16 protein-coding genes are annotated in these 13,275 nt (G+C 63.6%); 12 read left to right on the top strand and 4 right to left on the bottom strand.

What is annotated here, in order from left to right:
• Positions 1 to 50: 50 nt before the first annotated feature.
• Positions 51 to 596 carry a tetratricopeptide repeat protein gene (locus ML401_RS21780; RefSeq protein ID WP_285806864.1) on the bottom strand — a complete coding sequence of 182 codons (546 nt, stop codon included), beginning with the start codon at positions 594 to 596 and terminating at the stop codon, positions 51 to 53.
• Between the two features lie 248 nt (positions 597 to 844).
• Here ML401_RS21780 and ML401_RS21775 point away from each other — a divergent pair, with 248 nt between their 5' ends.
• From ML401_RS21775 to ML401_RS21760, 4 genes are all read left to right on the top strand, one after another.
• Positions 845 to 1,210: a His-rich protein BRANT gene (locus tag ML401_RS21775; RefSeq protein WP_211419105.1), complete on the top strand. Its 366-nt coding sequence runs from the start codon at positions 845 to 847 to the stop codon at positions 1,208 to 1,210.
• 204 nt (positions 1,211 to 1,414) lie between these two features.
• Positions 1,415 to 1,849 (top strand): hypothetical protein, encoded by a 435-nt coding sequence (locus ML401_RS21770; protein ID WP_285806863.1) that lies wholly within the window; start codon positions 1,415 to 1,417, stop codon positions 1,847 to 1,849.
• Positions 1,850 to 2,138: 289 nt separating this feature from the next.
• Positions 2,139 to 2,846 carry an outer membrane protein gene (locus tag ML401_RS21765; protein WP_211419106.1) on the top strand — a complete coding sequence of 236 codons (708 nt, stop codon included), beginning with the start codon at positions 2,139 to 2,141 and terminating at the stop codon, positions 2,844 to 2,846.
• A 254-nt stretch (positions 2,847 to 3,100) separates the two neighbouring features.
• Positions 3,101 to 3,343: a DUF6719 family protein gene (locus ML401_RS21760; protein WP_211419107.1), complete on the top strand. Its 243-nt coding sequence runs from the start codon at positions 3,101 to 3,103 to the stop codon at positions 3,341 to 3,343.
• A gap of 26 nt (positions 3,344 to 3,369) precedes the next feature.
• On the opposite strand, the gene ML401_RS21755 is transcribed toward ML401_RS21760, so the two are convergent.
• From ML401_RS21755 to ML401_RS21745, 3 genes are all read right to left on the bottom strand, one after another.
• A complete protein-coding gene (locus ML401_RS21755) occupies positions 3,370 to 3,624 on the bottom strand; it encodes a hypothetical protein (protein ID WP_194402951.1) in 255 nt (84 codons plus the stop codon).
• Between the two features lie 306 nt (positions 3,625 to 3,930).
• Positions 3,931 to 4,305, bottom strand: coding sequence for a hypothetical protein (locus ML401_RS21750; RefSeq protein ID WP_285806862.1), 375 nt, complete (start codon positions 4,303 to 4,305; stop codon positions 3,931 to 3,933).
• Positions 4,306 to 4,574: 269 nt separating this feature from the next.
• Entirely contained in the window at positions 4,575 to 4,775 is a 201-nt protein-coding gene (locus tag ML401_RS21745; RefSeq protein ID WP_259213168.1) for a hypothetical protein, read from the bottom strand.
• Positions 4,776 to 4,891: 116 nt separating this feature from the next.
• Here ML401_RS21745 and ML401_RS21740 point away from each other — a divergent pair, with 116 nt between their 5' ends.
• The 8 genes from ML401_RS21740 (at position 4,892) to ML401_RS21705 (ending at position 12,969) form a co-directional block, all read left to right on the top strand.
• Complete coding sequence (locus ML401_RS21740; RefSeq protein WP_285806860.1) at positions 4,892 to 5,077, top strand: hypothetical protein; 186 nt, start codon at positions 4,892 to 4,894, stop codon at positions 5,075 to 5,077.
• A 4-nt stretch (positions 5,078 to 5,081) separates the two neighbouring features.
• On the top strand, positions 5,082 to 5,789 hold the full coding sequence (locus tag ML401_RS21735) for a class I SAM-dependent methyltransferase (RefSeq protein WP_285812719.1): 708 nt from the start codon (positions 5,082 to 5,084) through the stop codon (positions 5,787 to 5,789).
• Positions 5,790 to 5,877: 88 nt separating this feature from the next.
• Positions 5,878 to 7,710, top strand: a complete 1,833-nt coding sequence (locus ML401_RS21730; protein WP_285806859.1) for a PQQ-binding-like beta-propeller repeat protein — start codon at positions 5,878 to 5,880, stop codon at positions 7,708 to 7,710.
• Positions 7,711 to 7,804: 94 nt separating this feature from the next.
• Positions 7,805 to 8,218, top strand: coding sequence for a GFA family protein (locus ML401_RS21725; protein WP_285806858.1), 414 nt, complete (start codon positions 7,805 to 7,807; stop codon positions 8,216 to 8,218).
• A 226-nt stretch (positions 8,219 to 8,444) separates the two neighbouring features.
• Positions 8,445 to 8,744 carry a helix-turn-helix domain-containing protein gene (locus ML401_RS21720; protein ID WP_285806857.1) on the top strand — a complete coding sequence of 100 codons (300 nt, stop codon included), beginning with the start codon at positions 8,445 to 8,447 and terminating at the stop codon, positions 8,742 to 8,744.
• A gap of 177 nt (positions 8,745 to 8,921) precedes the next feature.
• Positions 8,922 to 9,539 carry an AAA family ATPase gene (locus tag ML401_RS21715; protein WP_285806856.1) on the top strand — a complete coding sequence of 206 codons (618 nt, stop codon included), beginning with the start codon at positions 8,922 to 8,924 and terminating at the stop codon, positions 9,537 to 9,539.
• Between the two features lie 191 nt (positions 9,540 to 9,730).
• On the top strand, positions 9,731 to 10,465 hold the full coding sequence (locus ML401_RS21710; protein ID WP_285806855.1) for a hypothetical protein: 735 nt from the start codon (positions 9,731 to 9,733) through the stop codon (positions 10,463 to 10,465).
• Positions 10,462 to 12,969 carry a hypothetical protein gene (locus tag ML401_RS21705; protein WP_285806853.1) on the top strand — a complete coding sequence of 836 codons (2,508 nt, stop codon included), beginning with the start codon at positions 10,462 to 10,464 and terminating at the stop codon, positions 12,967 to 12,969. The genes ML401_RS21710 and ML401_RS21705 overlap by 4 nt, the downstream gene beginning before the upstream one ends.
• Positions 12,970 to 13,275: the final 306 nt, after the last annotated feature.

Here is a 13,275-nt window from a genome sequence, read left to right as displayed (position 1 = left end):
GGCACAACCGGGAAGGTTGTGCCCGTTCGCGTCATGCGACGATGCGAGGTTCAGTAGACGAGCGTCGCGCCGGTCGGCTTGTCGAGGGCTGCCGCAAGCGAGCGATATTCGGAGCTGTCGGTGCCGGCGAGCGAGGCGATCTTGTTCAGATGATACTGCGCCTGTTCGCGGTTGCCCTGTTCGAGTTGCCAGAGGCCGTAATATTGCCAGGTGCGGACGTGGTTCGGATCGTCCTTCAGCGCCAGCTCGTAATAGGCCTTCGACGACTGATAGTCGCCGAGCTTGCGATAGGAGTAGCCGATCAGATTGGCGACGTCGGCGACGTCGTCGCGCTTCAGCGACTTCAGCTGGCCGATCGCGCCGGAGTAATCGTGGTTGTCGTAGATGGCGGTGTAGGCGGTGCGATAGGCGGAGAGGAATTTGGGATCGCTGACGGAAGAGCTCTTCTTCTTGCCCTTCTTGGACGAGGACGAGTCCGACTTCGGCGGCGAGGAGGGCTCGTCGCTGCCGGCGGCATAGGCGCTCGACAGCACCGGTGCGGCCGCCAGCGACATGGCGACAAGTCCCGGCACGACAAGCATTGAGAGTTTGCGCATCTAAATTCTCCCGTATGGAACGTGGCGATCCTACACGATTGCCCGAAGACCGAAACACCCGTCAGCCAAAAACATTCCCGCATCGCACGATCTGGTCGCCCAGGGCAGATGACAAACTAGTCATCGAGATGAACGGAAGCCTGCAAGGGGCTTCAGATTGGGTTCAGTGCGCCGTCCCTAGGCTCCACCTACGATCGAAGGGTAGGCGAGAGGGCGCCGCCTCGAGATCCTTCCAAGAGGAGACCCCCATGCTGAAGACCATTTCCGCAGCCTTGCTCGCAGCTTCCGTGATCGCAGCCCCGGCCTTCGCCGCCGAGGCCGGCAAGACCACCACGACCGCCCCGGTGATCAAGGCGGACCAGAGCCAGACCAAGGCTTCGACCACCGTCGCGAAACCCGAGGCCGGCCTCAAGGCCGACACCAAGGCGACCGACGTCAAGGCGGACGCCAAGGTGGATACCAAGTCGAAGGCGATGAACGCCAACGCGGCCGTGACGCCGGACGAGCACAAGACGGTGCGCACCCATCGTCATCACCACAAGCACCTGTCGGCGAAGAAGCTGAAGGCGCAGCCGGAGGCGACCAAGCCGCTGACCACCGAGAAGCGCAGCTAACGTCTGATCCCGCGCGGCGGCACCGTGCATTGCCCGCCGCCGCGTACGGATTTCAGGCCCGTCCCGGCACCTGCGCGAAAGCGCAAGTGCCGGCGGCGGTGCGGCGCGTTGCTGACAGGGCCTCTCGCGCAGGACTGAATTCCCTTTGCGCGCCCTTGGGGCTAGAACATCCCCGTAAGTCTGTTCGCGTGGAGAGCGGAATCTGTGGGGCGATTGGCGAAATTTGCGGTGCGCTTGGCATCCGTCCTGGCCTTGCCGTTGGCGCTTGCGGCATGTTTCGGCAGTGATGGTGACCGTCCAACCTTCATCGGCGGGACCCAGGCCGGAGGGCCGCAGCCGTTTCCGGACAATTTCCGCAGCGACACGCTGGCCCTGATGCGCACCTACCTGAACAACCCGGTCGGCGTGCGCGAGGCCAGCATGGCGGAGCCGGTCCAGCGCGAAGTCGGCGGCCGGCAGTTCTATGTGAGCTGTCTGCACTTCACCCCGCGCGAGACCGATGGCAGCTACAAGGCCATGCGGGAACGCGCCGTGATCTTCGTCAACGGACGCGCGGACCGTGTCGTCGACCGCACCAGCGATCTCTGTGCCGGCGCGGTTTACGTACCCTTTCCGGAACTCGAAAAGATGACGCGGTAGCGCAAAGCCCGCTTTCATCGGTCGGTGCTAGTAAGAGCTGGTGCCGGAGCTCACTGGATCACATTTCGGGGAGCTTTGAACGGGGCGGTTTCGTGTTGCGACAAATTGTTACGGCAGGCCTTGCGCGGGCGACAAAAACAGTTGGCGCAGGGCGACGTGACGGAACAAAATCGCGATGTTGCCAGCCCGTCACAGTAACGAACGATCAACGTTCCGGCATCGCCGCGAAGCAACCCAATTCACGCCACGTTGTTTCCTGAGTGTCGCAAATGAAAGAACGGGGATGATCATGAGATCGATTTTGCTGGGTGCAGCCGCTGTGCTTGCGCTGGCCGCGCCGGCTGCAGCCGCGGACATGCAGCCGCGCACCTACACCAAGGCGCCGGCCTATACGCCGCCACAGGCGATCTACAACTGGACCGGCTTCTACATCGGCGGCCATGTCGGCGGCACGTTTGCCGGCGACAGCAGCTTCCAGTCCAGCGACGCCCGCTTCCTGGGCGGCGTGCAGGGCGGCTTCGACTACCAGTTCGCGCCAAATTGGGTGGTGGGTATCGAGGCCCAGTATTCCTGGCTGCCGACCAATAACAACGGCGTCACATTCCCGCTGGGCACGCAGGTGACCTCCAACACCGACCAGCTCGGGTCGGTGACCGGCCGTATCGGCTACACCTGGGGACCGACCCTGCTGTACGCCAAGGGCGGTTACGCCTGGCGCAATAACAATCTCGGCGTCAACATCGCCGGGGTGCCGCAGGCCTTCACCGCGACCGGCAACAGCAAGGACGGCTACACCGTCGGCGCCGGCCTCGAATACATGTTCGCGCCGAACTGGTCCGCCAAGGCCGAGTACCAATACTATAATTTCGGCAGCACCACCTTCACCTCCGGTCCGGCCGACGTCGTCGGCGTCCGCGGCCGGGAGGATGAGCATACCGTCAAGGTCGGTGTGAACTACCGTTTCGGCTGGGGCGGTCCGGCAGCCTCGCGCTACTGACCCGCACCCAGACGACCACGCATCCAGGCAAGGCCGGCTCCGCCGGCCTTTCGCTTGTCCGCCCGCCCGCCGGCCAGCCCAGTATTTGCAATGCGTGAACCATCTGGCGCGTCATTTGCAGACAAACATTCCGGCGCGCGCCTTCTCACGCGTGTCGTGGGGCTCGGGTAAAGCAAAAATAATTTTTGCCGCTTACGGAACTCGCGCTCCGGAACGCGTTATATGAGAATTACCGGGCTGGTGGGACGACGGACATGCGTATCTTGGTGTCGGCAGCGGTGCTCTCGTGCTTCTTCTGTCTGCCGTGCTCTGCACAGACAATCCTCAAATCCGAGCCTCTGATGTTGGCACCTTACGAGGTGGCCTTCGTCAAGGACGCGTCCTGCCCGTCGGGCAAGGTGCTGAAGGTCACCGGGGCGATCCGCGGGCTGCACCGCCGCAAGGCCTGCGTGGTGATGCCGGGTGAGCAGGCCTCGCTGGCGACAGCAACGCCCTGATCCCTGCGGCGTCCGCCAGCGGCACCTCACGAATTCAGCTCGAGCTCGATCTTGGACTGGCGCTCGGCCTCGGCCTTGTTCTTGGCAGGGTCCTCCCCCTGGGCGGCTCGGCAGGGCCTGATCTCGTAATCATTGTCGAGCACCCGGCGTGGCCCCGGACGGTCCTCGTCAGGGCTGACATCGACGACCAGGCCGCTCCGCTCCGCGAGCTGCCAGATGTCGGATTCGCTCGGATAGGCCTTGCTGATCTGGGCGTCGTTGCAGAACAGGGCGTAGGGCATCTCTTCCCGCTCCAGGAAAGCCCGTTAACGGTCGGGCCGGCCGGCAGGTTCCGGGCGAGGGATGATCACGGGGCCGTGATCGCGCGTGCCGGGCCGTGAGTCCTTAACGAGTCCTGAATCGCGAAAAAAAGAATCCCCGGGACTCGTTTGACGGAATCAGCGGATGTTTTCCGCCATGACGAGCGACCTGAAGACCTCCTGCGGGCACATGCTCCTGCCGTTGACGCTGGCGCTATTCGGCGCCTGCGCGGCCAATCTGTGGCTGGTGTGGTCTTGGCTGTAGGTCCTCCCGCGGGAGGGGGGACCTTACTTTTTGGCCAGTGGGCCCGGGACGTCGCGGATGGCGGCGCGCAACTTGGTCAGGGTTTCGGCACAATATTCCTCGCGCTCGCGCTCGAACCGCTCCTGATGCTTGCGGAAATTGGCAATGCGGGCCTGCATCTCGGTACGGAAATCACCGACCGCCCGCGGCAGCGAATGCCGGGGGGGCTGAGGCTGCGGAGGGGGTGGGGGCGGCTTGATCTCGACCATGACGGCCTCGACCGGGACGGCCTCGACGGTTGCCGCCGAACAATCCGACGGCGCATCCGGCTGAAGGAGGTCGTCCTTCTTGCCGGTCACCGATTGGACGAAGGCCATCGTCTGCGCGATGAGCGCGTCGCGCTCCCTGATCCACTTCATGCTTCACCTCAGCCGGGCCCTATTCCAGCAAAGCGACTGCGCCGAATCAAGGTCGTTCGCAAGGGATTGCATATTTTTCCCGGTCGCACGACATTAGGCGGATGGATTCCGGCAAAGAACGGTCGCACGAGGTGGAGGGCCTGAGGCTCATCCGCGCGTTCCTGTCGCTCCCGCCCCACAATCGGGCGGAGGTGATCGCGTTCGTGGAGGAATTGGCGCGTGCCCAAAGCCGGCCCCAGGAGGGCACGGAGGCATCGCCGAGGTGAGGGCTACCGCGCGCGCGGATTGACGTTGGGCTCGAACGGCGCGCCCACCACCCGAACCGGAGTTTGATCCGATACCCGGGTGACGTCGACAACCGTTCGCTCGGCGACCTGCCTTTCGGGGGTCGGCCTAAGCGTCGGCTCGAGCAGGGTCAATGTGCCGGCTACTGCGGTACAGCACAGTGTCACTGTCACCAGCAGAAACATGTTTCGGTTTTCTTCGCGGATTCGCATGGGTCGAGAACGAACCAGGTGCGCCTTTGGTTCCGATTTGGCCCCATGTTCGGGGTGCTCATGCCGCCTATGGCGCCAGCAAAAATGCGATGGCGATTGCAAACAGCACCGCGGTCATCACCATGGCCGTCACCGCACCTGCGGCGATCCTGGCCTTCTCTTTGGTGGTCGTGGAGCGCATCGGGTCCGGATGTTGGCTGACGCCCGGTCAGGCAATTTCGAATGGGATGCACGTGATGTATGGTGCTGGCGACGAAATTTCGACCTGTGTCTGATACGATGATCGCAAATCGTCCCCCCGTGCTGGCCCACGAACGCTTCGTCGCCGACCGCGACAATTTCGCGGGCCTCGATCTCGCCGCACGGTTCGAGCGGATCGAGCGGACGAACCTCTGGGGCGCTGCCAGCTCGGTCTCCGGGCTCGGGTCGGAGGACATGGCGACCGCCGCGGTTCGGGAGGCGCTTCCTGCGCTGCTGCAACGGTTCGGCGCGCGCTCGCTGCTCGATGCGCCCTGTGGCGATGCCGGCTGGATCGGTCGCATCAAGCTCGATATCGACTACATCGGCATCGACATCGTGCCGTCGCTGGTCGAGGCCAACAACAAGCGCGTGGCGGATGGCGAACTGGCCGGCCGATTCCTGGTTGCCGATCTCACGCGCGATGCACTGCCGCGCGCCGACCTGATCCTGTGCCGGGATTGCCTGGTGCATCTGAGCTTTCAGAACATCGCCCGCGTCACCGCCCGCTTTCGCGAGAGCGGCGCGCAATTCCTGCTCGTCACGACGTTTCCGGAGATCGAGGACAATCGCGATTGCGAGGACGGCGACTGGCGCGCGCTCAACATGACGAAGGCGCCGTTCGACTGGCCCGCACCGCGCGAGCTGATCGACGAGCGCTGCGAGGAGGGCGACGGCGGCTGGCGCGACAAGAGCCTCGGGCTCTGGCGGCTCGACGAGCTGCCGGATCCCGATCGCACGGGTGCGTGACAGAAGCAGGCACAACGTCCATTGCGCCCGCGATCGCGGCGGCGATAGACTTCGGGTTGTGTGATGCGATCGCATGCCGGAGCCCACCATGAGCGCACGTGCCATCTCCGCCGCGTTGCTGATCTGGTGCAGTGCGCCGGCATTGGCACAGCAGGAAGGGGCCGCGCTCTATGCAGCGCATTGCGCGCAATGCCACGACAGCGAGGCGCAGACCCGCGTGCCGGCTCGGAGCGCCATGCAGGCGATGTCGTTCGACCACGTGCTGGGAACGTTGACCTCCGGCAGCATGGCGGCGATGACGAAGGATCGCAGCGATGCCGAACGCCGCGCCATAGCGTCCTTTGTCACGGGCAAGATGCCGACGAGCGGCGCCACCGCCGACGCGGACGGCCGCTGCGCGCAGCCGGGAAGCGGCTTTCCGCAAGCCCTCGACGGCCCGCGCTGGAACGGATGGGGCGTCGATGCCGGCAACAGCCGCTTCCAGCCGGCCGACATGGCGGGGCTGACCGCGGCGCAGGTGCCGCGTTTGCGGTTGAAATGGGCATATGCCTTTCCCGGCGCATCGGTGTCGTTTGCGCCGCCCACCATCGTCGGCGGGATGCTGTTCATCGGCGGCACGGATCGCAAGATGCACGCGCTCGACGCGCGAAGCGGCTGCACGCTGTGGACGTTGGCGATCGATGCGGCGGTGCGCGCCGCGATCAGTTTTGCTCAGCTTCCGGGCTCCGATCAGTACGCGATCTTCTTCGGGGATTTGCGTGCCAACGCCTATGCCGTTAACGCGCTGACCGGCGCGCTGATCTGGAAGACCAAAGTCGAGGAGCATGCCGCCGCGCGCATCACCGGCGCTCCGACGCTGCATGCCGGCGTGCTCTACGTGCCGGTGTCCTCGATCGAGGAAGCGGCGGGCTCGCAAGCCGGTTACGAATGCTGCACCTTCCGCGGCAGCGTCGTGGCGCTGGACGCCGCGACCGGCAAGACGATCTGGCAGGCCTATACGATTCCGGAAGTGCCGCATCCGACCGGCAAGAATGCCAGGGGCACGCAGCTCTTCGGTCCGTCCGGCGCCGCGATCTGGTCGGCGCCGACGATCGATGCGAAGCGGGGCGCGGTCTATGTCGCGACGAGCAATTCCTATTCGAATCCGCCGGCCGCGACCGCCGATGCGATCCTCGCTTTCGAGCTCGCGACCGGGAAGCTGCTGTGGAAGCAACAGGCGACGCCCAAGGACGCCTTCGTCGTCGCCTGCTACAATGCAGACAAGACCAATTGTCCCGAGGATCACGGGCCCGATCACGATTTCGGCCAGTCGCCGATCCTCGTGACCTTGCACGACGGCAGGCGCGTGCTCGCCATCGCGCAGAAATCCGGCGTCGTGCACGCGCTCGATCCCGACGACGGCGGCAAGATCCTGTGGCAGACCCGGATCGGGAAGGGCGGTTCGCTCGGCGGCAGCGAATGGGGTTCGGCCGCGGACGGCGAGCGCATCTATGTCGCCAATTCCGACCTGCGCTTCAAACGCGACGGCACGCGGCAGCTCGATGCCACGCAGGGCGGCGGCCTGTTCGGCCTCGACCTCGCCAGCGGAAAAGTCGTGATGGAAGTGCCGCCGGTCGCCTGCGGCGAACGCCCGCAATGCAGCCCCGCGCTCTCGGCGGCGGTGAGCCTGATCCCGGGCGTGGTGTTCTCCGGCGGCGTCAGCGGCTTCCTGCGCGCCTACGCTCCCGACGGCAAGCTCGTGTGGGAGTTCGACACCGCGCAGGATTTCAAGGCGGTGAACGGCGTCCCCGCCCATGGCGGCGCGATCGATGGCCCCGGGCCCGTCATCGCCGGCGGCATGCTCTACACCAATTCCGGCTACGGCCAATGGAGCGGCGTCGCCGGCAACGTGCTGCTGGCGTTCGAGGTCGGCACGGAGTGAGGCTCTGCGGTGTGCGGAGCGCGCTGCAACGTGTCATTTGAGACGGGCACCGCTGCCTCTTCAACTCTATCTGCCGTCAAGGAGAGCAGATTCCATGATCGATGCCAGATGCAGCTGCGGCGCGCTTTCGTTGTCGCTTCCGGAACCCTCGCGCCTCGTCGTCGCCTGTCACTGCCTCGACTGTCAGCGACGAACCGGCGCGCCGTTCGGTGTCGGCGCTTTCTACGCCGCAGAGACCGTCACGATCTCTGGAGCATCAAAGCCCTACAATCGGACCGCCGCGAGTGGCGGCAAGGTCCGCAGCCATTTTTGTCCCGACTGCGGCGCAACGGTCTATTGGCAAGCCGACAATCTGCCGGGAATGATCGCTGTCGCCGTCGGCGCCATCGCAGATCCGGACTTCCCGGCGCCGGTCAGGTCGGTGTTCGAGCAATCGAAACACGGCTGGGTGGAGATTGCAGGCGCCGAGCACTTCCAGCAGAGCAGCGCGGCAAAGCGCGCAGGATGAGGGGGTCAGAAGCTGGTGCCGGCTGAGGGGATTGAACAGTTGTTGTTGTTATACTACTAATTAATTGATTTTATTGGATATTTTCCGCGCGATTTGCCGCGTAACTTGAGCGAGTTACTGCAGATGTTACCGCGTCGCGAATTCGGGGGGTTTTCGAGACACAATGCGCTCAGCCGCGCACATATGAATGTGGTCGCTTCACCGAACAACACATCGGAGCGACTGAATGTCTATCAAGCATAAGATCAAGTCGAGCACGGCGCTCGCGGCCCCACAACCTGCCACCACTACCACCACGTTCGGCTGTATCGAGCCCCCGGTCAGCATCGCCACACTGGCGAGCTTCCCGCGCGCTCTCTATGTGAAAGAGGTTGCCGCGCTGCTCGGATGCAGTGACCGGCACATCTATACCATCAACGCCCGGGGCGATTTGCCGAACATCAAGGGCATGGGCGCCGCGCTGAGGTTTGCCCCGTCCGTCGTTCTCGCCTTCGTCAATGGCGACCTGACTGCTGAGGTGGCGTGATGAGCAAGAGCCATCTTGAACGCATCGCTATCGCACTGGAATGCATCGCAACTAGCTTGGCCGTCACTACCCCTCCGACCGACGAGGCGCCCGCGAACAGCATTGACGACTATCTGACACCGCCGCGGGGTGGTGCTCTGAGTGGTAGCTTTTCTTGGAATCCGGCAGAGGCGGACAATGCGCGTTAAACCTCATTCATTCGCCGCACTCGCACGCGGAAAAATCACCGAAGTTCACTCGTTGCATAAAGAGCTTGTGCACGGACTGATTCAGACCGGGCGCGTCTACGTGCTGGTTGGTCCGGTTAGCTCTGGCAAGTCAAATATCGCGCGGTCGCTGGCATACTCAGTTGCAAGTGGTCAGCCCTTCTTCGGCTTTCGAACGCATGAAAGCGCCGTCTTGTTCGTCAACGGGGAGCTGTTTAGCGACAGCGTTGCCGAGCTGGACGCCAAGACACCAGAGGGAACCGAGCTGCTTGTCTTCGACTATCCATCGGTGGCCATTAATGGTGGGCTCTTTGGAGGCAGCCTGACCGAGTTTGCCAGGCGCCGCAATGTCGCGGTCTTCGCCACATCGCGAAGACCGGGAGCGGGGCTGACTTTCGACCTCACGATCGAGCACTGGCGCCTCGGCCTGCTCGAATCGGACGGCGGTTCACAAGGGCATGGGCGCATCGAGATCAAGGAGCGTCGCGCAATCCCTATCGTGCGGGGCAACGATGGCGAATGGACGTTGGACGTGCACCGCGTGACGCGGGCATTTGGTGAGATCGAAGTCCACCGCAGTACCCGGTAACGACGCAGCGCCACGAAGCTGCGCGACGCCAGGCCAATCCAGCCCGCATCAACAGCAAAGAACGACGACGCCCCGGGCAAGGTTAAAGGCCCTGACCGGGGCGAGGGGAAAGCAACAACGCTATAGCCAGATTTAGAATGTCAAACCCCACAACCAACCGACCGGACACCTTCGCAGCGTGGAAGTCGAGGATGCCTGAGATCGTACGGATGATGCCGGACGATCAACTTCACCGCTATGCCACGAACGCGCCTGATACGTACGACGCCGCCACGCGCGCCGCTGTCATTCAAATCGCACAGGCCGAGATGACAAGGCGGGCTGAGGGGGTCTCGAACAGGCTAACCATCATCGTATCTGAGGGACCGGTGCTAACTAAGACCTGGCTGTCGCCAGCTGAGAAGCCTGCACCGGTGAAGCTTCCTTACCGCTTTCGTTTTGATGAATGGGAGTTCGACGGATTGGATGAGCTGGCCGCGATCCTGCGCGAAGTTGAGGCCGATCCGCTCAAAGCCGTCATTCGTGGCAGACTCAAACAGGGATTTGATCCGAACGGATGGCACCGTCGCCTGCGCTTGCCGTGCCCCAAGACTGGAGATCCCGCGACCGTCGAAGACGTACCGCGCAAATGGATCATGGTCGATATCGACGACCCACCACTCTCGAATGTTGACGAGCTGCAGAATCGCCTGCCCCGTGAGTTGCGGGGCGCGAACTACGTAGGCCAGATCAGCGCAAGCGCTGGTCATCCGACACTGAATGGAAAGTTCAAGATGCATGCGTGGTTCATGCTAGACCGCGCCCTATCATCGGCTGACTGCCGCGCATGGCTGGGGATTTATCCCGGGATCGATGTGTCAATGCTCACACCCGTCGGGATCCACTTCACGGCGGCCCCGGTGATTGATGCGGGATACCGTCCATGATCGCAGCAATAACTATGACCGATCCGTTCGCCGGGCGTCGTATCTTCGTTACGAGTTGGCCTAACCTTCCGACCGCTGCTAGCCCGCCCGCGGTCATCGCGGTGCCGGAGCGCAATGAGACCGACCTGTCGGAGATTGTCGACACCATCGGTCCGCTAACCACTAGCGAGCGCGCGGGGTTGCGCGATGCGATCTTAGCTGATGCTAGTAAACGCGCGAGTACAACGCTCGCGGAGTTAAACGGGACGCCGTGGAACAAGTGGTGCTACTTGACCGCGCTCCGCTACGGGCCTGCCTTTGCTGCTGAAGGCGTATTCACTGATGCCGAGCTTGAAGAGCTCGTGAAGATGTTCGTCGGCCGCGCCCACAATAGCGGCTGGAATGTTCGCGAGGCGGAGGCGGGCATCCGCAACGGGCTCCGCGCGGCCACGGACACATCGAACAATTTCTCTCTCCGCGAGCTGACAAAAATTCGCAACACCACGGCTGCGGTGGCGATGGCCACCAGTATGGCAGCGCCAATGGATCCAGCGGGGGCAGGTTCGGCTCAGGCCAGTGTCGCAAGCAAGACTGCGATGCAACTGATCATGGAGAGGGACATGGAGAAGACGAACAAGGTGAAGGTGCTTTGGGACTTCGATGCGCACCACACGCTGCTGCACGCGGGCTTTGCGTTCGCGGTGACGATGAGAGACCGCGTTTTTGCGTCGTCCGTATCGGGCAGCCTATCCGCGGTGGACATCGTGAACGGCCGCGACACGGAGGAAGTGTTCCTTACCGCTGATGACGTGAGGGACCGCCTGCTGCGTAGCTGCCTTTTTCTCGAGCCAGTCCTCTACATTCCTGCTCATGGCGAGGAAGGTGCTACCGCTTCGGAGAAGGTCCCGCGCAAAGTGGCGCTCATCAAGACCGTAGTGGGCAGGTCGAAGGGCGAGCAAAAAGCCGTAATGGCGTGGACCTGCGAAGGCGTAGCAGACGCGTTCAACGCTAAGGCGGTGCTGACGACCGACGCAGCGGGAAAGCCGGCGCACGACCCGGAAACTACCGTCTGGCTGCCTGTCGAGAAAATGGACGCCACTGCGGTCAAGCTGGCGGTAGAGCGCATCATGGCGCTGCGCGGCGGCTTGGTAATGCAAGATCTGCTCGGCGTATTCCGCGGCCCTCAGATGTTCCCGAACGGCGCTATCGTTGCCGAAACCGGGCTGCACACCGCGCGCGGGGCTACAGGCACGGTGGGCCATGAAGTCGCTTTCGTCGAAGTCGGAGACTTGGCCGGCATGCTGGAAGTGATGCCGGTAGACCGCGCAAAAGAAGTGGTCAGACGCTTCATTGACCTTTTTCCCTACGCAGAGCCCGAGGACGGCGCCGTGTTGGCCGCAATGACGGCGTCGGTGTTCTGCCGGCTGGCCTTTACTCTTTCGCCCCTGACGCTCATTGATGCCCCGATCTTCGGAGCCGGCAAGACATTCGCGGCGGAGCGCATCGCCGGGCTGAACGGGACGGCACCAGTGGCTATCGCCTGCACGAATAAAAGCCGCGACAGCGGGGACGAGATGCGCAAGCGTATCGAAACCGAATGCATCACGGGGCAGGCCGGCATCAAAATTCTGGACGATGTGCCGGGTGGCGAACTGCCGAACGTCGAGAGCTTCCGTACGATGCTGTCGGCCAACAGTGCGAAGTGCACTATTCGCGTTCTCGGCGAGAACCGTTCAGTCGTCGCAAGCCCTGCCAAGTTCACTTGGGTGGCGACCGGCAACAACATGAAAGTCAGCGAAGATATGGTGCGCCGCTCGGTTCACGCTCGGCTTGACCGCGACAAGGCAGAGGCGCGCGGCTGGGCCGGAGAGGCCAAGGCGCGGGTAGCGCTCGACCGCATCAAGGATGATCCGAAGGCCTGCGCTGAGGTCGTCTCCGCGATCCTGACGCTGCTCCAGCACGTCCGCCAAGTCGGCGCGACGCTGCCGCCGCTGTCCAACTTCGCAGGTTGGTCGGCGCTGCCCCGCGAAGTGGCCGCGCTGGTTATGGGCGCTGACCCCGTGGCGACGCAGGCGCGGCTGAGGGCGAACGACGAGAAGGCCATCGAGCATGCCGAAGTTGTGGCTGCCTTGCTTGAGCTTATCGGGGAGGCGGCAGATGTGCGAACCCCACACGGCACCTACAAGAACGCAGGCGGGTTCATGCTGGCTCGCGACATTGCCGCCCGCATCTCAGGGACCGGGGCGGGCGGGCCAAGCTTCGCGCTCCCGGCGGCGGCCGTGCCGGACTACATCCAGGACCTCCGCCACGTCTTCGACGGTGACACGGGGCCGGCGCTGGAACGCAGGGTGCTGGCTTGGCTCCGCCAGCACAAAGACCGTCGCACCGCCCCGGACGAACAGGGAATGTCCTACGCGGTGGTGTGCCGCAAGATGCGCGACCCTAAGCAGCGCAAGGAACGCGACCACTACGGCGTGATGGTGCACAGTAAGGCCGTCTTACCCTGGCAACGCGCTGCTGAATAGGGGCTGCGTCCACTTCGCCACGCCGCCCGGAGGACCGCCAGCCGGGCGTTTTTTTTTCGGGCGCAGCTCTCCGCGAGCACGCGCTTGGGTGCGCCATACCCGCGTTATGCTGCGCCACGGGACCGCCAGGCGTGGCGCACTAGGAAAGTCTATAAAAGAAGTGATCTTCAGTAGAGCGCGCCACGCGCGCCATAGGTATGTACCCTCTCTGCCCTTCTTCAAAATCAAAACGGTATACGAAAAGAGCCTATTTTGCCCGGCCGGAGAACGGTGGCGCGCGCGGCGCGACGGCGCGCCCCGCCGGTC

Origin of the sequence: Bradyrhizobium sp. 62B (assembly GCF_030272265.2) — a bacterium.
In the GTDB taxonomy this organism is placed as follows: Bacteria; Pseudomonadota; Alphaproteobacteria; order Rhizobiales; family Xanthobacteraceae; genus Bradyrhizobium.
Note: the sequence above shows the minus strand (reverse complement) of the source record. Positions and strands in the feature narration are given on the sequence as shown.